The following is a 22,678-nucleotide window of genomic DNA, read 5'->3' on the forward strand; positions in this document are numbered from 1 at the left end:
AGTCATGGCCAGTTTAAAGGAAGTAAGAATACGTATAGCATCAGTAAAGTCGACGCAGCAAATTACCAGTGCTATGAAAATGGTTTCAGCTTCAAAGTTGAAACGTGCGCAAAATGCCATAATCAAAATGCGTCCTTATGCTGCCAAGCTGAAAGAAATACTGGAAAACCTAAGCGCAAGCCTTGATACTTCTGAAAGTGTTTTTTCAAAAGAAAGAAAAATTCAGAAAGTTTTACTGGTTGCGATTACTTCAAACAGGGGACTGTGCGGAGCTTTCAATACCAATGTGATAAAACTTACTTTGAATACATTACAAACAAAATATGCCGAGCAATACAAGAATGGGAATGTTGATTTAATTTGCATCGGGAAAAAAGCGATTGATTTTTTTGTGAAAAAAAAGTATTCTGTTATTGATAAGAATACCAAAATTCTGGATGCTGCAAGTTTTGAAAATGCTGCACCTATTGCCGAACAACTGATGAAATGGTTTGAGACCGGGAAATACGACAGAATTGAAATCATTTATAACCAGTTCAAAAATGCAGGTGTACAGATTTTAGTTAACGAACAGTATTTGCCTGTGGCTCCTCCAAAAACCAATGTATCTGTAACAAAGAAACAACAAACCGATTACATTTTTGAACCGGGTAAAAAAGAAATCGTTTCTGAACTTATTCCTAAATCATTAAAAATTCAATTCTATAAAGCAATCCTTGATTCTGTTGCTTCAGAACATGGCGCACGAATGACCGCAATGCACAAAGCTACTGACAATGCTGATGGATTACTTAAAGAACTCCGCTTATCATATAACAAAGCACGACAGGCTGCAATTACCAGTGAAATACTTGAAATTGTAAGTGGTGCAGAAGCGTTAAAAGGTTAAGAGGATAAGATATCAATTTAAATTGGGGGCATTTTGCAAATGCCCCCAATTTTTTTTGAAAAAGCATAAAAAATCAAAATACAAATGAAAATTAAAGTTCCGTCTTTGTTATTTTTTTTTCACACTTTTTTCGCAAATTTTGTATTTGTTTATTTATAACTTTACATCATAAACTTAAAATAAATTGTTATGAATAAAAAAATTGAAAATATTTTAAATCGTCAGGTCGACAGGGAAGCATACTCTTCCCAGTTGTATCTTGCAATGGCATCATGGGCTGAAGCATCAGGATTGGAAGGCATTTCACAATGGTTCTATGTACAGTCAGACGAAGAACGGCTTCATATGCTTAAATTCATTCATTATATCAATGAGCGCGGAGGAAATGCAATAGTTCCTTCAATAAAACTTCCTCCTGCAAAATTCAAAGATGTTGCTGATGCATTCGCGCAAACTTTAAAACATGAAGAATTCATTACTGCATCAATCAATGAAATTGTTGCATTATGTAATTCTGAAAAAGATTTCACCACACAAAATTTTGTTCAGTGGTTTGTTGCAGAACAGATACAGGAAGAAAAATCAGCACGTGCAATTATTGATAAAATAAATCTGTTGGGAAAACAAAATCTATATTTGTTAGACAAGGATATTATGGCAATGCGTGCAGCTGCTGAACCCGGTGGTGGTGCGGCTCCTGTTGCTTAAAAATATAAAAGACAGCGAAAAGCTGTCTTTTTTTATACTATGGTTCGCGTTCGTTTAACGAAGTGTAACGAGTGCAGAGATGTACACATTAATATAGTCAATGGTTGTTGGGTTTTGCGACTGGTTAGGTCAAATGTCAAAAATTATTAGTAAAAAATATCTCTCTTGCAACTTACTACTATCAACCAAACCAACAGCCATCAACTAAAAACTAATGACGCAAATTCAATTTTATATTTTCTATTTGCTATTATCTATTTTCAATAAAAGGTCATAGGTTGAAAGGTATAGCGGCTGGTTAAGTCAAAGGTCAAAAATTATTAGTAAAAAATATCTCTCTTGCAACTTACTACTATCAACCAAGACAGCAGCCATCAACTAAAAACTAATGACACAAATTCAATTTTATATTTTCTATTTGCTATTATCTATTTTCTATAAAAGGTCATAGGTTGAAAGGTATAGCGGCTGGTTAAGTCAAAGGTCAAAAGCTTATAGAAAAAAAATATTTTTCCATCAACTAGCTACTATCAACCAAACCAGCAGCCATCAACCAAAAACTAATGACGCAAATTCAATTTAACATTTTCTATTTGCAATCATAAATTTACAATAAAGGTTATAGGTTGAAGGTCATAGCAACAAGCTAAGTCAAAGGTAATATGGATAAGGTAGAAACACAATCAACATAAAACATTCAGCAAAACCAGCAGCCATCAACCAAAAACTAATGACAAAAATTCAATTTAACATTTTCTATTTGCTATTATCTATTTTCAATAAAAGGTCATAGGTTGAAAGGTATAGCGGCTCGTTAAGTCAAAGGTCAAAAGCTTATAGTAAAAAAATATTTTTCCATCAACTAGCTTCTATCAACCAAACCAGCAGCCATCACCCAAAAACTTATAACAAAAATTCAATTTAATATTTTCTATCATCAATTTACTATAAAGGTCATTGGTTTATAGGTTGGGCAGCTTGTTATGTAAAAGATAGAAAGTTATAACCCTCCCTGACCTTTGTACAACGAAACAGGTTTGTCAAGTTTTACTTTCAGAACAGTCATGTATTCATCCTGTACACCTTCGGGAACTTCAATATAAACAAGACCGGGAACTTTGCTCCACGAGATTTTTCCAACTACTTTATGTTTTAATTGCGTTTTATTTCCAACCACTTCAACATTTTTTATTTCGTTACACAAGCCTTTAATAATAATATTTCCGCTTTGCTTTCCTTGCAGAAAAAGATATAGCGTACATGAATCTTTCGAGAGTGTTGTAGGTCCATAAAAATATCCTTGTGGTAAACCGCCTAGTGTTCCGAAAATTGCTTCACTGTGTTTATTTGTCCATTTGCCTAATTCAGAAAGAATGAATGTTTGTTCATCAGGAATAGTGCCGTCAGCACGGGGGCCAATATCAAGAAGCAAATTTCCTCCCATGCTAATGCAATCGGCGAAAATGCTGATGATTTCATATGGAGTTTTGTATGTGGTGTCGCCAATGTAATATCCCCACGACTCATTTGTTGTCATGCAAAGTTCCCAATTTTTTTCAGAAGGACGAGAGACTGGAAAATTTTGTTCGGGTGTTCCGTAATCGCCGTATCCCTGCAAACGCCCGTTAATAATGGCTTTTGGGTTTTTCTGTAAAATTATTTTACGGATTTTTGCAGCCTGCCATTCTTTGGCATTATGTTCCCAATCACCGTCGAACCAGAGCAGATCAGGGTTGTAGAGGTTCATGAGTTCTGCAATTTGTCCGTGACAGAATTTTAAAAAATGTTTCCATCTTAACGAATCATCACTTATTTTATATCTTGACGAATCTTTTAAAAAGCCGGGATAATCATTATTACTCCAGTCGATCAGCGAAAAATATAAACCAACTTTAATATTTTCTTTGCGTAGTTCTTTGACAAAAGGTGTGAGCACATCAGCTTTTGCCGGCGATGCTTTAGGAATGCTCAAATCATTTTGAGTTGTGTTCCATAGCGCAACACCATCATGATGCTTTGATGTTATTACTGCGTACCTGGCGCCAGTGGCTTTAATTAGCGATACCCATTGCTGAGGATTATATTTTTTTGCAGTAAATTCATTTATCTGCGCCATGTAATTTTCATGGCTGATATGTTTATTATAAAACGCCCACGACTCCGATGTTTTGCCTGTAGAATAAATTCCCCAGTGAATAAATATTCCAAGCTTTGCATCGCTAAACCATTGCATTTTATTTGTGTCGGTTTTTGTAGCACTAAGCTGTGCTCTTACTGCTATGCTGAAAGCGAGAGATGCAAATATGAAAACAAAAATTATTTTTTTAGTGATTCCCATTGATATTTTATTGATAAATATATACAGGTTAAACAAGCAAATCCTCTGCATCTAAAGCATACAAAGTTATATAATGTTAATTTTTTTATCTTTAAAAAAGTCTTTAAATAACTTTTTGAATTTTTTTGAATCAGAAATCTGACTTAAACAAATGTCAATGTCTAAATTACCTGATAACTTCAATAATTCTGCAGGGAAAGTATCAGATTGAGTAAATGTATTTCCCTTACTAATTCGAGAAGTGATACCAAAATCAAGAACAAATTCTGTAATTGTTTTATCTTTTTTAATGTCAGCTAGGTTTTTGAAATTCTTTTTTAAAAATTTAATTGTATCCTTTATTTGTATGTCGAAATTGTCGAAGTCAGCATTACTAGTAGAGATTGAAAGTCCAGAGGATTTATATTTCTTACCTTTAGGTTTTAATTTATTAATCGGTTGATTTTTATGAAAAATCAAATTTGGTTTGAGTTTAGAGTTTTGAATAAACTTTTCAACGTTAAATTTGTCACCTGAAATTCTTAGTACACAACCCATGTCTTAAAAATTTTATTAATAATGCATAACTTTTGTACTGCAACATTTGAATTTTTTATATCAATCAAAAGTTGCTAATTTATTACTATAGTAATTGTTTTTGAAAGCACATCGCAGGTAAGGTAAAGTATTTTATCAATAGGTATTTCAATTGATTTTCCTTCTTTATCTTTTGCAGAAGAGATCTCGAGAACATATTTTGAATTTACCAGGGTAGTGGTGATTGAATTAATTTCATTGTAGGTAAATGAGGATATAGTTGTTCCGTTATAATTAATTTTTATAGTGGAATACATTATACTTTCATAGATGAGAGCCTTGTTTCCATTACCGTCTTTTGTTGTGAATTTGCAAAAGTCCTGGGCGCTTGCTGTAAAGCTTATACCAATAAGCAGAATAAAAATGATTTTTTTCATATGAATGATTTTTATGGTTATCGTATCAAAGATATAAAATCTTAGAAAGTATAATACCAATCAAACAAGTTATGAGTTAGGTTGTGTTTTCTGTTTTGGTGAATTGTTTGAATTATCAATTTCATTCATTCGGGAATTTAATTCTTTTACTGATGTGAAGCTTTCCATTAACCCGGGAAGATAATCAGTTGCTGTGATAAATGTCCAGAGATATGAAACGATAGAATAAATTTTTCCTGTTGAAAAATTATCTACATCAATGCAAATAAAAAGTACAACAATAAAAACAACCATTAGCATAAGCTTAATTGCACCAAAATCAAATGCACTCCATTTGGCAATTGAACGTTGTGGCCTTACCATGTTTTGGTAATATTTATCTATATCATCAATATCACGGCTTTCAAGTTTTTTGTAAATTTCTTCACGATTGTCGTGCGTTATTTTTTGAAGTTTGGTAACACGCTTATTATATATTGTATTAATAAAAAACAAAGGTGGGATAATCAAAAGACAAACAAGAGCAATACGATAATCGTAAAAGAACAAAGCGCATATTGCACCAAGTGTTGCTGTAAGTTGCCAGGAAATATCGGGCAAACGGTATTCTAAAAAATCAACGTATTCTTTTGCAAGATCGGCGCGACTTACCATTTTTGAAGCCGAATGACGTTTCTTTTTTGAATTCATTATTAGTTCGGTGGCAAGGTTCGCGTACATTTTCGGATAGGTCCTTCCATTGAAAAAGCGGCTAAGCGAGCCTCCCATAACATTGACAACATAAATTATAATCCATAAAACCAAAGGCAAAGTATAACTTACATTTTCATGGTCATAAAAATTATCAATCAAAGCATCGAGAAGTTTTCCAAAAAATGTTGGCTCTATAATCCATGCAACATTTTCAACCAATACAAATGCCATTATTATTAAAAGCGATTTTTTGTTTTTCTCAATAAGTTGTCGTATCATAAAATTTCAATCATCAATATTAACAACACATACAAAAATAAATAATTACTGTAATAATTTTCCTAATAATATATTTACTTTTGAATTTGAGAATAAAAAATATGTTTTATGAAAATAAAAATATTAATAATAATTATTTTTTTGGGAATCATAACTTCGTGTGTTAAAAATAAATCGGTAACCGGAATATACCGTTATTATTGGGGAGAAAAGGATTCGTATAAAGTGTGGATTGTTGATGGTAATGAAGTAAGATTAAAACTTTATAATGAATTTTTATATGGAGGGAATGAGCAGCGTTATTTATTTAACCCGAAAGGAGAAATATGGATTGATAACGCAGTAAGTTGTGAAGAATTTGAAATGACACTTGCCCACGAATTGAATGAACGTCATTTGATGGCAAAGTTCGGATGGACATACGATGATGCACATGATTCGTCATTGGCATTGGAAGTAGTGATGCGCAGGAAGTTTGAAAAGATTTGTCGCGCACATGAAGATTTATTGCCTATGGTGTCTGTAACAGATTTTGATACGGTGAAAGAAATAAAAGATATTCCCGATAGTGTAAAACTTCAGAATATTTATAGGGTTCCATTAGGCGAACGAAACGAAATTAAAATATGGATAGTTGATGGTTATTTGGTAAGAAAAAATATTTATCCTGATTTTGGTTTTAGCGGAAACGACCTTGCTTATCATTTTATTCCTTCGAAAGAAATATGGATTGATGGTCAGGTCGCAGCTGACGAAACGGAATACTCAATTGAAACGGAAATGATGGAACGTGAACTGATGATGAAAGGAAAAAGTTATGATGATGCGTATGAAGCCGCCATTACAAACAATCAGAAGAAAAGGGAAGAAATGAAAAAAATAATTCTGAAACATCCACCTGTTGTTGTGCCTGATTCTGCTACGCGCGATAAAGGGTTGATAGATCCGAATGAACCGTAAAAAAATAAAAAGAGGCCGATGCATTCGCATCGGCCTCCGACTTGATTGATGGTTAAGGTTAGTTTGATATAGTTACTTTTCTAATAATTGTTGATTTGTCATTTGAGATTTCAACAAAGTACACACCTTTACTAAAGCTCGACGCATCAATTTGTATCACCGGGTTATTATCAATGATTTTCTTTTCAAATATTTTTTCTCCTACAATATTCATAATTCTTAAAGTAGTTTTCTTATTATTCATATTTGAGATGGTGATATTAAATAATCCCGGATTTGGATTTGGTGAAATATTAAATTCCATATCGGGCGATTCATTTTTAATATTTAATGTCGGATCAATTACGGCTGTAACCGGTGTCCTTACACTTTTACAATCCTGTTGCTGAACCTGGATATTATAAAAGAAATAATAACTCGATGCGGTACCAATAGTATTTCCGGTAATAGAAATTAAATTTGGAACAGTATAAGGATACGATGTGTTAAGTGTATCTCTCCAGCAATTATTTGTTTTACTTAAAGCCAGTATATAACCTGTTCCTGCAGGAACATCAATATTTAATGTTATTGTTTGCGCACCGTTTGGAATATTTACGACAACAGAATCTAAAATTGTTCCAATGCTATTTTTCAAATATACAGTTCTGTTTGCAGCACCGCTTGCATAAACAGTTGCCGACTTAATTGTTAACGGTTTTAATGCATCAAAAACCAAACCCTGGCAATAAGCCAGAGAATAATAACCACCCGTTCCCGTTGTTAAACTTGATGAAGATTTTCCAACAGAAGAAAGTGTGGGATATTCAATATCATTCTCAACGTAATAAGTAGTAGTACTTGTTATATTAGGCGAATAAGTAGTTCCGGTATTTACAATGCTTCCGCCATTAGCGTTACTATACCAATTCAATACATTGCTGCCCGATGCACTGAGTGTTGCTATTCCTGGTGCAGGTATAGTATCACTTACTGTGAGTGGAGCAGTTGGCCTGTTTACTGTAATATAGCTTGTTTTTGTTTTATTAGTTGAACCATTAGCATTTGTAGCTGTTAATTTTACAGTGTATGTTCCGTTTGAAGAATAAGTATGATGAGGGTTTTGTAAAGTAGATGTTGTCCCATCGCCAAAATCCCACGACCATGTTGTTGGCGCAAACATTGAGGAATCGGTAAATTCAACATAACCATCACAGGTTGTAGTATTGTTTGCTGAGAAATTTATTACCGGTGCGGAACTTGGATTTAATGAACCATAAACCAGATAAGCAGTTTTAGACCCAACTAAGCTCACACCATATTTAATTTTCATATATCCATTTTCGCCCCATAACGGACTCCATGAATTTCTCAATATCCAATATCCATTAGTCCCTCCATTATCATCCCAACCTACAAGTATAACTGCATGGTTTGTGCTGGTTCCTTCATTAGTTGTAAATATACCGCTGGTATATGATTCAAAGCCATCGCCTACATAAACGGTTATATATACAGGACCATAATTATAAATTGCATTTTTTATTTGATCGGTTGTTGCTTGTCCGGTTGATACAGTTGTGTAACTCGAAGCTTGTTCGTGATAAGTGTACGAAGCATCACAACTTCCATTAGCAGCAGTATAGGGTTCCTGTGATTCATAAACAGCGCCTTTTGGTGACTTAAAATAACTGAACACGCAATTTCCGCCACTGCAATCATACGAAGAACAATTTACCAACCATTGTTCTGACAAATCGCGGGTAACATTATCAGCAATTTTTATGCGTGATTCGAAAACTCCGCTTGAAGCAAAGCCCCAGCAGCTACCGCACTGTCCTTGGTCTTTTATAGGAGTACACCCTCCTAATGCTAACCAGCTGAAGCTTGATGGTAGGGCTTTTCCAAGTTCTGTTTGTTTGTATTCTTCAACAGGCAATGGTTTTGGTGCGGTATACATTCCTATGTATTCACCATCATTAATAATAGTTATTTTAAATGTTTCAAGTGGTTCAATATTTTTTTCCCAAGGACGTTTGTAAGCTAATAGTAATTCTGCTGTTCCTTTTGAAACACCTACAAATCGTGTAATCTGAGTACCTGGTGTGCCTTCTAATCCGGCATTATCAGGAATGAATTCCCAATTTCCAACTTGCTTTACAATATTCGTTTTTAAATTGATAGGATACCATCCATAACCTGTAGATGGGTTTGATGGTAACTTGATTTCAAGAACCTGCTCACTTGTAAGAGAAACAGTTTGTCCGTAATCTGTTTTTTTAACTTCTTTAAAATTTTGTCCAAATATGTTTAAAGCAAACAACTGGACAAAAAGGTTTGCAAATAGTAAAAATTTTTTCATAAGATTTGGGGTTAAATACAATACAAAATAACAAAATATCTTTTAAATATACAAAACAAATTATTTACAATCAGTTATGTAAATATATTTATATTAATAATTTATGTATGCCAAAACATAATATTTGTCGATAAAACATATATATATGTATACAAACATATTAGTAAAATCATGTATTAGCATTAGTAAAATCACTTATATCATAAATAAGTCAACAAAACAAATTTGTGAATATTTAAAAAGTAAATAATGTAGATAATATCCAGATAATTATTTTAAAAGATGAATAAAAAATAAAATCATTTGAGAAAAAATAACAATCAAGAATTATAAAAGTTCAATTATAGATACACAAATTGAAATTCTGTAATTAAGATTTAAGAAAAAATACGAGTACATAAAATTTCTAAAATTCTTTAAAAGCATCAATTTACTTTCAATTGAAAATAAATAAATGTGTAAAGAAAAATATTTTGAATATTCAGTATTAATACTGAAAGCAAATCACTAGTGATACTTTAATTTTGTTTGCATATTTCCTGAAAAAAATTCAGGTTATACATTCAAAAATGTATACATGTTCTCTGAAGCTGTAAATTTAATTTTGAATTGCGGGGATTCAGTAGGCTTAATGAAAAAAGCCGTTGATGATATGTATTCTGTTTTTCGTACACTTACTCCGATAAATGCTGACGATCAAAATGACAAACCAATAATAATTCCTTCAGGTAAAGCTATTTCTCCTTCAACAGCGGCACATTGTTTACTTGAAATGAAACGTACTGCTTTATTCTTAAGAGGAATAAACAAAGCAATAAGATTAAAAAAAATAAAAAATAAAAAAAATACTATATCAATATTATATGCGGGAACTGGTCCGTATGCAACATTGATAACTCCATTATTTTTTTTGTATAATTCTGATGAGATAAAAGTTGATTTGTTAGATATTAATCCTATATCATTGGATTCGGCAAGGAAAGTAATATCCGGATTGAATTGCGAATCATATATAGATGAAGTTTATTTTGAAGATGCATCAGTATTTAAAATAAACAAAAATTATGATATAGTGATTTCTGAAACAATGCAGGCAGCATTAAAAAATGAACCACAGGTTGCTATTATGCAAAACCTTATTTCGCAACTGGATGATGATGCAATATTTATTCCGCAGGAGATTTCTATAAGTGCAGAAGTAGTATCCAGGGGTAAGTGGAATCCGGTTACCTATATATTTGATGATATTGAAAAAATGTTTCTTGGAGAATTATTTATCATAAATAAAAATAATTTAAACACTTCTGCATTTAAGAAAAAATTTTTTATTCCATGTAATTTGATGAGTAGTGGCAAGTATTTGAAGCTAAATACAAGAATAACTGTTTTTGCTGATGAGGTTCTTATCGAAGGAGATAGTTCATTGAATATCCCACAAAAAATTTGTGAATTAAATTATATGCAATCGAAAGTAATTGAATTTATCTATGAACAAGGCGTAAAGCCAGGTTTTCGACATCAAATTATTAAATCAGGTGTTTTTCAATATAACAATATCGGAAATTAAAAAATGAAATATAAATATTGATTTTAAATAAAATAAATTATTAACCTAAAAATCTAAAAACTATGGATCCAATTCTAGGACAAATTCAATTATTCTCATTCTTTTTCGCCCCACAGGGATGGATGTCATGTGAAGGCCAGATATTAAATGTTCAAAATTATACGGCCTTGTATTCCTTAATTGGCAATGCATATGGCGGAAGCGGTCAAACAACATTTGCATTACCAAATTTAAACGGCGCTGCACCGTTGCCAAATATGAAATATTATATCGCCATAGAAGGCATATACCCTTCAAGAAGTTAATTATTAATTCTTAAAAATAAAAAAATATGGATACAGAAGTATATATTGGAACTATCCAATTATTTGGATTTTTTTTCGCCCCATCTGGGTGGCTATCATGTGAAGGTCAAACATTAAACATTACACAGTACCAGGCTTTATTTGCTTTAATTGGCAATACATACGGGGGTGATGGCAGAACAACTTTTGCAGTTCCTAATCTGAATGGTGCAGCACCATTGCCAAACATGAAATATTATATAGCATTAACGGGACTCTATCCTACACGGGATTAATTTATCATTCATTTTTAATTTAAAAAATAGAATTATGGCAGATATTAATATAGCTTTAAATAAACCAGCAACAGCAAGTAACTCTGTTGCTCCTTATACACCTGATAAGGCTGTTGACGGAAAAGCATCTTCATCAACGCCTTTTAGCAGGTGGTTATGTAACTCTGTTCCGGGTTGGATTTGTATAAACCTGGGAGTTCCTGTATTTACTAAACGATGGGTGGTTAAACATTTACCTTTAATAGGATGGACTGCACCTAATTTCGCAAACTCCGATTATAAACTTCAAGGAAGTAATGATAATGTAAATTGGACAGATATTGACAGTATTGTTGGAAATACTGCCAGTACTACTGATCGTACATTTAACCCTATGTCATTTCAGTATTACAGGGTTTATTTCACAAAAGGATTAAACACAAATACAAAGATGGCATCAATAGTTGAATTTGAATTATACCAGTATTTCAGTAGTTTTCTTTCTGCATTAACAGTTAGTTCAGGTACATTATCACCAACATTCAATAAAACTACTCTTAGTTATACTGATACAGTTCCATATAGTGTTAATAGTATAACTGTAACACCTACAGCCGAAAATGCACAGGCAATAATTAAGGTTAATAATGTTTTGGTGCCAAGTGGTAGCGCTTCGCAAGCAATTCCATTAAATATTGGAGCAAATACAATTTCAATTTCAGTATCTGCTTATGATGGTACTATTACAACATATACAATTACTGTTAATAGAGCTGATAGTGCTTATCTGTCATCGTTGACAGCACAGTCAGGGAATCCTATAACATTGATTCCTGCATTTTCAAAAACAGAATTTAATTATACGGCTAGTGTTGGTTATGATGTTACAGGAATGACAGTAACACCAACATCTGAAAATCCAAATGCTACAATTAAAGTAAATAATTCTGTTGTGGTAAGCGGTCAGGCATCGCAGAATATTCCTTTGAGTGTAGGCAGTAATACTATTACCATTCTTGTAACAACTCCGGGAGGATTACAGCAAACCTATACTATTAATGTAACAAAAGCTGATAGCGCATACCTGAATACCTTGGTAATTAAATCAGGAGTAGCTACGTATACGCTAAATCCTGGTTTTGCTCCGCAAACATTTAACTATACTTCAAGTGCAGGAAGTAAAAATAATGCGACTGTTACTCCTACTGCTCAATCGGCTACTGCTGTTGTAAAAGTAAATGGTACACAAATAACAACAAGCCAGCCTTCAGTTACTGTTCCGATAAATAACGGAACAAATACAATTACAATAGAAGTTACAAATGGTGGTTTTACAAATTCATACATTGTAACAATTACTAAACCCTAACAAGTTTTGTATTAATAAAGTCAGTCGTGTTTTATATATGGCTGGCTTTATTTTTATAAATAAAAATATAAAGTAAATCATATGAAAAAAATATTTTTAGAAAATAGCAATAGAGATAAAAAAATAAAACATAAAATAATTTATTTGTTATTCTTTTTTGTTTTTGTTTTTATTGGTGTAAGAGCGCAAACTACAATATATGCAACTATGGATGCATATAGAGATAATTCTATTGATGCAGGCTTTTCTATTTATAATGATGTAATGACATTATATCTGGATAATGAGTTTTCAGGTTCAACAATTGTAAATTATATAGGTGATGTTACTAATTATGGAATATCAGAATGTAAAGCTGCATTAAAATTTTCATTGCCTGGAAGTTCATTGGTAGTATCGAGTGCAAAACTTAAACTTAAAATTATTGATGTAACCAGCAGCCCTACTATTACTATTAAATCAACTGATGATAATGATTGGGAGCAAAGTGCCGTAGAAATGAATTCAACATTTCCCGATTTAGTAAATTCATCTACACTTGTATCAGGAGCAGCAATTGTTGCAGGTGATGAAGGAACATGGAAAGAATTTGATATTACAGATTTTGTAGAATCAGAAATTAGTACTTCTGATCATATAATTTCACTTGTAATTTCAGGTACCTCGTCATTAAATAACTATTTCAATTTTGTTGCAGATGATGATGCCTCAGGAGATAAAGCTGAATTAGTACTTACGTTTTACCCTGCTACTTCTACGTTTCAGACAAACGGCAACTGGTCAACATCGGGTAACTGGAACAATGGGCTTCCCGGTGAGGAAACAGATGTTATAATAAATGCTAATTGCACATTAGATCAAAATGCAGAAGTTGATGATATAATTATAAATGCAGGAAAACAACTGACTATTAATTCTGGTAAAACATTAAATGCAGGGGGTAATTTTACTATTAAAAGCAATTCAAGCAGTGAAGGTTCATTTATTGATAATGGTACTTTGAGCGTAAGCGGTACTATAAGCGTTGAACGTTATGTAAGCTCAAACAGCAGCAGTCACTGGGAATATATTTCTTCGCCTATACCTTCTGCATCATCTGATTTATTTACATCATCATCACCGACTATTCGAAACCTTTATTATTCAAATTAATCAACAAATTCATGGAGTAATTATTCAACAACATCGACAGGTAATTTAGAAGTCATGCGAGGCTATGCAAGAAAATATGTTAATGGAGAAACAGGCAGCGACGATGTGATAACTTTTACCGGAACATCATTAAACACTGGCAGTTTATCCATATCAAATCTTACAGGAACAACTATATCTTCTGTTTTCAACGGATGGAATCTTGTGGGGAATCCCTATCCCAGCGCAATTGACTGGGACGCATCGTCGGGCTGGAGCAAAAGTGATTTTTATAATTCGTATTATGTCCGTACAAATGGTACTTATAGTTCTTACGCATACGATTTAGGAACTCATGATGCAACAAGATATATTCCGCCAATGCAGGCGTTTTGGGTAAGAGCCTTGTCGGAAGGCACATTCACGCTTACATGCAATAACGATGTAAGAGTTCACAGCAACCAAAATATTTACAAACCTGCAAGTACAGACAACACTCTTCATCTTTCAATTACAAATAACACCAATGGATTTGATGATGATACATACATCCGTTTCAAACCAGAAGCTACAGAAAATTTCGACAGTCAATACGATGCTTATAAAATGTTTGCCGATGATATTAATTATCCGCAGATATATACTCATGCAGATAATGATGATTATTCAATAAATAATCTAAGCAACATAAACGGTGAGCGCAATATTCCAATTGGCTTTAAAATATCTGTCAGTGGTCAGTTTACCATTACTGCTGATTTAGTTTCTTCATTCACTGATAACGGAAACACAGTTTTTCTTGAAGATACACAAGAAAATATTCTTCAGGATTTATCAGTCAAAAATTCATACACATTTAATTCTGATGCCACATCGGGTTTATCGCGCTTCATCATACATTTTAACCCGTCAATTACTAACATTACAGAAAATACAGATGAAAAGGTTTGTATTTATTCGTACCAAAATGAAATTCATGTAAAAGCAACAGAAATGCTTGATGGAGAGATAAGCATTTATAATATGTTGGGACAAATAGTTTCAATAAAAAAATTATCAGGAAATAATTCTGCTGTTATTTCACTCAATAAGGAATGCGCTGTGTATACGGTGAAATATACCTCTGACAAAAAAAGTATTACAAGACGAATTATTATTAACCGTTAATCAGGAGGAATTATAAATGAAAAATAAAAATATTGCTGAAAAAAAAATAAAGAAAAATTATTTCAAACCTGATTTTATTACAATAAAATTAGATAAGGATGTTTCTATTTTTATGTCATCAGCAAACCCTTTTTGTGATCCTGAAGAAGCATCTATTCATGAAAATTCTGAAATCAATCCATACAAATTATTTAAAAGTTAAGTTGCATAAAAAGTACTACGACTTTCTTTACAATAAAATTAACGTACTTATAATATTTTGATCAATATAAAAAATGAAGATTGATAGTTTGTATAAGAAGTTGAAGAATTATTTAGAAATATTTCGAGTAATAAAAATAGAGTTCCTATACAATAAATAAAAATGTATAAAAAGTGGAGCAGATCCCACTCCGCAGTGGCGGAAAAAACGGGCCGAAACCGAAAAGCCTTATGAGTAGGGAATAAAAAAATAATAAAATTATGTCAACAGAAAAAGAACAAGTTTTAGTAGGTGCATGGTCAATTTACACAAGTAAAATTGATGAACAGGCACAGCAAGCATTCAAAGAAGCTACACATGGGCTGGTTGGGGTTTCTTATAGCCCTGTAGCAGTATCTCAACAGGTTGTTGCAGGAATGAACTACAGATTTTTTTGTAACACAAAGCTAATTACTCCAATTTATTTAAATGGAGCCGCAATTGTATCTGTTTATAAACCTTTAAAGGGTGAAGCTCATATCACATCAATTACACCAATCCATTTATAAATATGTAAAGTATACGTTCGGTAGAATTAAATATACTAGCGAACGTATACTTTTAAACTTATGTTGCTTAAATAAAATAAAATTTATAAAAAAGTAAATAAAATAATTAAAAAGTGGAGCTGAAACCACTCCGCTGTAGCGGAAACAAACGGGGCAAAACCATAAAGCCTTATAAATGGAAAAGTAAATAAATATAAAACTATGGACTTAAAAGAAAAAACAAAAAAAACTGATAGCAGCAAATTAGCAACTTCTGGACAAATCAGGACCATACAGGAAATGTGGAATGCAGCTGTTGATTATTTCTATACAGGGAAAAGTGATATTGAAGCTATGAAGGCTATTTATAACAGGATGATTACCTCTCCGTATCTTGGCGTGCAGGATATTTCAGATGTATGTAGTGGTGTATATGCCGATTCATATTGGCAAGACATCTGTCTGAATTCCTCTATACTATCCAGCCATTTACAAACAGCGCTGGGACTTTCATCAGATGTAGCCAATGTATATGCTAATAATTCAATTCGTCAATGGCGGGGAATATACAGCCGCAAAAATGCTTCAGATACCGGGACAATACCAACAATTGGTGATTATTATTCGAGCATTGATATTGTTTGTACAGGAAAACAGCCAAAAGAACCGGATGAACTTATTAGTAACTGGAATGTGCCTATTTGGGTAAATCCGGTGATAGGGAAAAACTATCTTTACATAAGGTGTTCAAATGTTCAGTTTTTAAATAAAATAGTAAACCCGAGAGTTCAGGTGTTTTACACATATGGTGGATTTAATCAACCACCCAGCACTTGGACACAAATTAAAACGTATGACGGAGGCAGTGATGAAGGAGAAGTTTATATCAGTAATGATAAAACAGGTCCTATGCCTTTAAATACAAAAGGGGTTTCAGAAGCTTTTAGTTTTGAACCATTAAAAACAGATCACGGTTGTATATTATCAGGAATAACAACAGAATTCTTAACAAAAATAACCCAAAGAATATAACTGCCGGAAATTGGAATTATGCAACATATGTTACCCGTAATGGTAGCGCTGCATGGCATAATTTTGATGCACAAAAAAGTGTTACTTCTAATTTGGTTTTTTATAACCAGGATGGCGCTCCTGAAGTATTTTCTTTTATCGTAAATTGTCGTAACGTTCCGACTGGCTCAAAAATAGGGATTAAGAGTACTGACCCGAAATGTTCTTTCGACAGTGGTCTTATTGAAATTAACAACCCTTTCCAACAAATATCACATCAGGTAACTGTTCCGCCAAATTATAAAGGTGATTTAATTATAACAATGACAGATAAACATGGGAATATGCTTCCTGCAAATTCAGTAGTTGAAATAAGCATGAAATGGATTTTGAATAAAGGTCATAAGACATATGCTAAAGCTTTGAAACATATGGATGCTGTTGAAAATGCAATTAATTCAGAAGAACTGGCTTTACATTTAGGTAGTTTCACCCTTGTAGGTGGAGGTAAAGAGATTTCCGAAAATTAATTTTCACTTATTCTTTGTTGATTTGTATAATAGCAAATCAACAAAGAATAATAAAATAGATTTAGAATGTCATTAAATTTATATCAATTGTTAATTTAAAAAACCTAAAGGATATTTTAAATTTTACAATGGTTATGCCTATAAAATATATGCAATCGTTATTATTTCTACGTGTATAAAAATAAAATATGGGAAAAGTTAAGCGTCTTGATTTTTTACTAACTTTTTTACGCACTCCAAAACAGCACTCCAACGTGTTTTGTAGGGTATTACCGTATATATAAAATACGAACGCCGAAACTTCTTTAGCCTTATATTGGCTTGCGTTTCGGCGTTTGTGGAGCGTACGAGGGTCGAACTCGTGACCTCCAGACTGCCAGTCTGGCACTCTAGCCAACTGAGCTAACGCCCCATTTATAGTTTGCAAAAATATAAAATAAATTCAAATGGTTCATTTGTATTTTTAATACTGCTGAACTATTTCAAATAATTATCGACAAAGAATTTGAAATAATTATCAATATCCTTTTTCTTGAACATTGAAGGATAATTATCTACCGATATAACAAATTGTGTATAATCACCCGGGTTCAGTTTACCGAAAACAGATGTCTTATCTTTCACCGCATTGTAATAAAGCATGGCTTTATTGCTGTTCTCAAAATTGGTAATCGTAATCAATTGTTGAGTGTTATCAAGAAATATATTGCTTACAGTAAGTTTGCTTGAACTATAATTAGTAGTATTAAAATTTGAAAAAGCATTTTTAATATCTGATATTTTTACATTTTTATCCGTAAGTTTTACAATAACTACATAAAAATGTATGGCATCTTCATTATATTTATATCCTTCAGAAATTGTTGCCGGAGTACTTATGGGTGCTTCAGCTGAAATGATGTTTTTGGATTTTCCGGTACAAAAATCATAAAGCAATTGTGCTTTAGGAGTAATTTCATTCTTAGGATAATTATCAATGATCTTTTTAAGTATGCCTGTAATACCGGTACTGTCTTTCGATTTGCCGAGAGCAACAGCATTCAGATACATGAATTTTGGAATTAATGCCGTATCATTATCATATAATACTTTTGCTCTTTTTGCTTTTATCAGCACAGAATCCCAGCGTGATGAGAGATATGCAATATATGTTTCAGCGTATAGTTTCTCTGCAAGATTCTTTTCGCTGGTTGATATTTTTCTGTAGTTCGGATCTTTTATCAGTTTGCAGTAATCGCTTTCGGGACTTTTATTACAAACGAGATTTTTATAATAATCTTTTTTTATGTTGTCGTTTAATATGCTATAAACCTGGTAAAGCTGAAAATATGATTTCAGGAGATAATCATCTTTAGCAGGAAAACGTCGTATAAGCTCATCATATGTTTCAATAGCTTTCGGGTAATCCAACAGGTCGTTTTGATAAACCTGGCCAATATTATATAATGCAGCTACAATTTTATCATCAGAAGCTGCAACCTGTTCAGGTGTGAAAGGAATATCTTTAAGATAATATTTTTTATCTTTCAGGTTTACTGAAACGTTACTTAATGAATCAACGGTAGAAGAATCGGTACCCAGAGCAATTTCACCGAAAGGATTTTCCTCCTCTTTATTGCTGAGCCGCCACAAGTCTTCCAGTTTTCGTGAACCCCATTTTTTTATAAATTCTGTTTTACCGAAATTAACGGCAGTAGTATTATAAAAATACCATGCTGTAGAAGTACTGCTAAGCTCATTTTCCGTATTTGCAGCATATGTATTTTGTTGTTTCAGGTATTCTTCTTCTTTTTTCTTCTGCTCTTCTTTAATGACATTGGTAATTATTTCAACAATAACCTGGTTACGTTCTTTCTCTGACATTTTTGCCAATCGCTGAAGACTGTCCTGAAGTTCAACTATTTTTAAATTTAAAACAAGATTTCCCAGAATAGTTGAAAGCTCTTTGATTTTATTATAATCCGGGTAGTCCGATGGTAATACAGTCATTGCACTGTCGTAATATGTCTGAGCCAGTTCATATTTTGGATAACTGAAATAAATTTGTGCAAGTTTCAAAAATGATGTTGCTTTTTGATTATTATTCGAAACACTTTTGCTTGCTGAAAGTTTGTAGTTATCGACAGCACAGGTAGTATCTTTTTCTTTCATGCATATTTCAGCTAAAGCATAATAAATCTGGTCGAGGTAATCCTTGTTCTTTGTTTCTTTAGCCATTTTGCCCAGAAGTTTTTTCAGGTCCTTGCTATTTCCATTTACTGCATCGAAACAAATGGCTTTATTTATTTTTGCATTGAAAGCCATAACATATGCAGGATTCATTTTAATGACCTTATTATATAATTTAGTAGCTTCTGCCAAATTACCTGTACGTTGATATATTTGGGCAAGAATAAAACGCAACCGAACATTGGTGGTTTTCTTTTTATTCAAATCAATGGCTGATAAAAGATATTCAACAGACTGCTCATATTTTTCCTGTTTAATCTGGAAATCGGCATAAACAATAGGAAATTCTTTTATCACTGATTTTGGAACAAGACCTTTATCTATTTTATTTTGTAACTGGGCAAGTGCAGATTCCGATTTTTCAAACTTTTTAAGTTCGTTATAGCATCGCACCATCCAAAGCATGGCATTATACTTAACCGGCCAATTATCATATTGCTTAACAATATAATCAAAAGTTTCGGCGGCCAGTTTATATTCCTGTTTATAAAAATATGATTTTCCAATAAGTAAATATGCTTCAGGAATCCAGCGTACATATTCTTTATTCTTTTTAAAAATGGAATGTTTCTGAATGACTTTTGATGCTTTGGTATAAGCCTTTTCAAAATTAGCATTCTGAGCCTGGGCATCATCAGCGGTTCCCAGCGTATAAATTTTAAGTATTTTGGAATAATCGTCAATATTGGCTTTTGATAAAGCAGCAACCCCTTCTTTTAATGCTTCGTTCCCATTAAAATAAGCGTTGTATCGCGCAGTAACAGTATGATAATACCGGTGAGTGAATGTACTCTTTTTAGTAGAACATCCTCCGGTGATAATAATAAGTAATACTGCTATCAGCCAAATATTTAAATATATTCCCTGTTTTTTCAAAATTTTAAATCTTTAGATGTAGTATAACTACAATTTGACAAATTTATTTTATTTTTTTTAAATCACACAGATATTTTTCTATTATAAGGACTTTGCCTCACATATTTTTTCAATGTATACAATAATATTTACGATATTTGCCAGTTAGTGTATACGATTATATTGAAGAATGACCGCTGAGAAAAAGAAAAAAAATAAATTTCTTGAGCGCTTGCGAACCAAATATCGACTGGTAATTATTGATGATAATTCACTGGAAGAAAAAATTTCTTTTCGCTTGTCGCGAATGAATGTATTTGTAGTGTTCGGACTGATAAGCATATTTCTTATTTTTATTACTACGTTAATTATTGCATTTACGCCTCTTCGTGAATACATACCCGGTTATGGAAGCTTTCAATCAGACAGGACATTGAGAGAACTTGTTATTAAAACCGATTCTCTTGAAGAAAGCATGCAACAGAAAGATCTTTATTTATATAATATCAAAAATATTATTGAAGGAAAAGAAATGGTTGATTCGTTTCCTGAAAAACCGGTATCTTCATCAAACAAGTATGGTAACATAACAATAAAAAAATCGCTGGAAGATTCTTTACTGAGGCTTGAAATGGAAAAGCAGGACCAATACAACCTTGCAGTTTCGCAGGAAACAGAAACCGCATCGGTAACATCCATCAGTAATTTATTTTTCTTTACTCCACTTAAAGGGATTATCACCAATGCGTACAATCCTTCGGGTGAGCATTATGGAATTGATATCGTTGCAGAAAAAGATGCTGCAATAAAAGCTACATTGAACGGAACAGTTATATATTCAGGGTGGACATTAAAGACGGGTAATACCATAGTGATTCAACATACCGAGAATTTAATTTCAGTATATAAACATAATTCAGCATTGCTGAAAAAAGAAGGGGATTTTGTAAAAGCCGGTGAAGTGATTGCTATTATTGGAGAAACAGGCGAACTGACCACTGGTCCGCATTTGCATTTTGAACTTTGGTATAATGGAAGTGCCGTAAACCCCAGGGATTATATGGTATTTCAATAATATCCAGTAATCAACACTGAATAAACAATGATGAATTAAATATTTTTATACTTCAAAATATTAAATTGAGTATTGGATATAGGGAATTAAATTAAAATATATTTTGAAAAAACGAATTGCAATATTAGGTTCTACAGGTTCCATAGGTAAACAAACATTGGAAGTTATAAAGCAGCATCCTGAAAATTTTGTTGCCGAGGTTTTAACTTCAAATACAAATGCCGATTTATTGATTGAACAGGCCATTGAATTTAAGCCCAATTGTGTTGTTATTGCTGACGATAAACTATATAAAAAAGTTTCGGATGCACTGGCTTCGCATTCCATAAAAGTTTTTGCAGGTATGGATGCTGTTGCACAAGTTGCCGAAATGGGAAATATTGATATAGTGCTTACGGCGCTTGTTGGGTTTGCCGGTTTAGAACCTACGCTTAATGCGGTTAATGCAGGTATTCCGGTTGCTCTTGCAAATAAAGAAACGCTTGTTGTTGCCGGTGAAATGGTTACTGCTGCTGCAAAAGAAAAAGGTGTAAATATTTATCCTGTCGATTCGGAGCATTCTGCAATTTTTCAATGTTTGGCAGGAGAGTTTCATAATAAAATTGAAAAGATTTATTTAACAGCATCCGGCGGACCTTTTAGGGGAATGAGCAAAGAGGAATTGGAAAAAGTTACACCTGCTATGGCATTGAAACATCCCAACTGGAATATGGGAGCTAAGGTTACCATTGATTCGGCAACGCTTATGAATAAAGGACTGGAAGTAATTGAAGCACGCTGGCTTTTTAATTTGACGGCCGAACAAATTGATGTAATTGTGCATCCGCAATCCATCATTCATTCACTCGTTCAGTTTACCGATGGCAGCATGAAGGCTCAGATGGGATTACCCGATATGCGGCTGCCTATTCAATATGCGCTTAGTTATCCCTTGCGTCTGGAATCCAATTTAAAGAGATTTAATTTTACCGATTATCCTCAGCTAACATTTGAAAAACCGGATTTAAATAATTTCCGCAACCTGAAACTTGCATATAGTGCAATGAAAAAAGGAGGCAATATGCCCTGCATTTTAAATGCTGCGAATGAAATTGTAGTGTATGCATTTTTAAAAGAAAAGATTTCGTTTTTTAAAATTTCGGAAATCGTTGAAAGATGCATGGAAAAAATTTCTTTCAAAGAAAAACCTTCACTGGAAGATTATTTTCATACCGATAAAGAAACAAGAGCATTTGCCAAAGAGATGATTTGAAATAATCGCTTCGAAGAAATAGATCAGTAAACAAACTTTTTGC

Annotated in this window: 21 protein-coding genes and 1 tRNA gene; 15 read left to right on the forward strand and 7 right to left on the reverse strand. The window is 32.9% G+C overall.

Annotation, left to right across the window (positions count from 1 at the left end; genetic code table 11):
- Positions 1-4: 4 nt before the first annotated feature.
- Positions 5-889, forward strand: coding sequence for an ATP synthase F1 subunit gamma (atpG, locus tag PKK00_04505; protein HNW97658.1), 885 nt, complete (start codon positions 5-7; stop codon positions 887-889).
- Between the two features lie 189 nt (positions 890-1,078).
- Positions 1,079-1,597, forward strand: coding sequence for a ferritin (locus tag PKK00_04510; GenBank protein HNW97659.1), 519 nt, complete (start codon positions 1,079-1,081; stop codon positions 1,595-1,597).
- A 1,000-nt stretch (positions 1,598-2,597) separates the two neighbouring features.
- On the opposite strand, the gene PKK00_04515 is transcribed toward PKK00_04510, so the two are convergent.
- The 4 genes from PKK00_04515 to PKK00_04530 all read right to left on the reverse strand — a co-directional run bounded on the left by PKK00_04515 (position 2,598) and on the right by PKK00_04530 (position 5,860).
- Positions 2,598-3,935 carry an alpha-L-fucosidase gene (locus PKK00_04515; protein HNW97660.1) on the reverse strand — a complete coding sequence of 446 codons (1,338 nt, stop codon included), beginning with the start codon at positions 3,933-3,935 and terminating at the stop codon, positions 2,598-2,600.
- 66 nt (positions 3,936-4,001) lie between these two features.
- Positions 4,002-4,472 (reverse strand): hypothetical protein, encoded by a 471-nt coding sequence (locus PKK00_04520; protein ID HNW97661.1) that lies wholly within the window; start codon positions 4,470-4,472, stop codon positions 4,002-4,004.
- Between the two features lie 74 nt (positions 4,473-4,546).
- Entirely contained in the window at positions 4,547-4,888 is a 342-nt protein-coding gene (locus tag PKK00_04525; GenBank protein HNW97662.1) for a hypothetical protein, read from the reverse strand.
- A 69-nt stretch (positions 4,889-4,957) separates the two neighbouring features.
- Complete coding sequence (locus tag PKK00_04530; GenBank protein ID HNW97663.1) at positions 4,958-5,860, reverse strand: ABC transporter six-transmembrane domain-containing protein; 903 nt, start codon at positions 5,858-5,860, stop codon at positions 4,958-4,960.
- 108 nt (positions 5,861-5,968) lie between these two features.
- Here PKK00_04530 and PKK00_04535 point away from each other — a divergent pair, with 108 nt between their 5' ends.
- The gene (locus tag PKK00_04535) at positions 5,969-6,820 is read left to right on the forward strand and encodes a hypothetical protein (protein ID HNW97664.1); all 852 of its coding nucleotides are present in this window, start codon (positions 5,969-5,971) and stop codon (positions 6,818-6,820) included.
- Positions 6,821-6,878: 58 nt separating this feature from the next.
- On the opposite strand, the gene PKK00_04540 is transcribed toward PKK00_04535, so the two are convergent.
- Complete coding sequence (locus tag PKK00_04540; protein HNW97665.1) at positions 6,879-9,161, reverse strand: C1 family peptidase; 2,283 nt, start codon at positions 9,159-9,161, stop codon at positions 6,879-6,881.
- 577 nt (positions 9,162-9,738) lie between these two features.
- Between PKK00_04540 and PKK00_04545 the strand changes: the two genes are divergently transcribed.
- The 10 genes from PKK00_04545 (at position 9,739) to PKK00_04590 (ending at position 17,224) form a co-directional block, all read left to right on the forward strand.
- On the forward strand, positions 9,739-10,728 hold the full coding sequence (locus tag PKK00_04545) for a hypothetical protein (GenBank protein ID HNW97666.1): 990 nt from the start codon (positions 9,739-9,741) through the stop codon (positions 10,726-10,728).
- A gap of 62 nt (positions 10,729-10,790) precedes the next feature.
- Positions 10,791-11,033 (forward strand): tail fiber protein, encoded by a 243-nt coding sequence (locus tag PKK00_04550; protein HNW97667.1) that lies wholly within the window; start codon positions 10,791-10,793, stop codon positions 11,031-11,033.
- Between the two features lie 26 nt (positions 11,034-11,059).
- Entirely contained in the window at positions 11,060-11,308 is a 249-nt protein-coding gene (locus tag PKK00_04555; GenBank protein ID HNW97668.1) for a tail fiber protein, read from the forward strand.
- A 34-nt stretch (positions 11,309-11,342) separates the two neighbouring features.
- Complete coding sequence (locus tag PKK00_04560; GenBank protein HNW97669.1) at positions 11,343-12,656, forward strand: cadherin-like beta sandwich domain-containing protein; 1,314 nt, start codon at positions 11,343-11,345, stop codon at positions 12,654-12,656.
- An 81-nt stretch (positions 12,657-12,737) separates the two neighbouring features.
- On the forward strand, positions 12,738-13,808 hold the full coding sequence (locus PKK00_04565) for a DNRLRE domain-containing protein (GenBank protein ID HNW97670.1): 1,071 nt from the start codon (positions 12,738-12,740) through the stop codon (positions 13,806-13,808).
- A gap of 54 nt (positions 13,809-13,862) precedes the next feature.
- Complete coding sequence (locus tag PKK00_04570; protein HNW97671.1) at positions 13,863-14,954, forward strand: T9SS type A sorting domain-containing protein; 1,092 nt, start codon at positions 13,863-13,865, stop codon at positions 14,952-14,954.
- 16 nt (positions 14,955-14,970) lie between these two features.
- A complete protein-coding gene (locus PKK00_04575) occupies positions 14,971-15,156 on the forward strand; it encodes a hypothetical protein (protein ID HNW97672.1) in 186 nt (61 codons plus the stop codon).
- Positions 15,157-15,416: 260 nt separating this feature from the next.
- On the forward strand, positions 15,417-15,704 hold the full coding sequence (locus tag PKK00_04580) for a hypothetical protein (GenBank protein HNW97673.1): 288 nt from the start codon (positions 15,417-15,419) through the stop codon (positions 15,702-15,704).
- A gap of 201 nt (positions 15,705-15,905) precedes the next feature.
- Positions 15,906-16,715, forward strand: coding sequence for a hypothetical protein (locus PKK00_04585; protein ID HNW97674.1), 810 nt, complete (start codon positions 15,906-15,908; stop codon positions 16,713-16,715).
- Positions 16,658-17,224, forward strand: a complete 567-nt coding sequence (locus PKK00_04590; GenBank protein ID HNW97675.1) for a hypothetical protein — start codon at positions 16,658-16,660, stop codon at positions 17,222-17,224. Before PKK00_04585 ends, PKK00_04590 begins: the two co-directional genes overlap by 58 nt.
- 338 nt (positions 17,225-17,562) lie before the next feature.
- Here the strand turns inward: PKK00_04590 and PKK00_04595 are convergent.
- Positions 17,563-17,636, reverse strand: a tRNA-Ala gene (locus tag PKK00_04595).
- 65 nt (positions 17,637-17,701) lie between these two features.
- The gene (locus PKK00_04600; GenBank protein ID HNW97676.1) at positions 17,702-20,329 is read right to left on the reverse strand and encodes a tetratricopeptide repeat protein; all 2,628 of its coding nucleotides are present in this window, start codon (positions 20,327-20,329) and stop codon (positions 17,702-17,704) included.
- A gap of 169 nt (positions 20,330-20,498) precedes the next feature.
- Here PKK00_04600 and PKK00_04605 point away from each other — a divergent pair, with 169 nt between their 5' ends.
- A complete protein-coding gene (locus tag PKK00_04605; GenBank protein ID HNW97677.1) occupies positions 20,499-21,383 on the forward strand; it encodes a M23 family metallopeptidase in 885 nt (294 codons plus the stop codon).
- A 103-nt stretch (positions 21,384-21,486) separates the two neighbouring features.
- Positions 21,487-22,635 carry a 1-deoxy-D-xylulose-5-phosphate reductoisomerase gene (locus PKK00_04610; protein HNW97678.1) on the forward strand — a complete coding sequence of 383 codons (1,149 nt, stop codon included), beginning with the start codon at positions 21,487-21,489 and terminating at the stop codon, positions 22,633-22,635.
- Positions 22,636-22,678: the final 43 nt, after the last annotated feature.

Source organism: Bacteroidales bacterium (assembly GCA_035353855.1).
GTDB lineage: Bacteria > Bacteroidota > Bacteroidia > Bacteroidales > CG2-30-32-10 > DAOQAK01.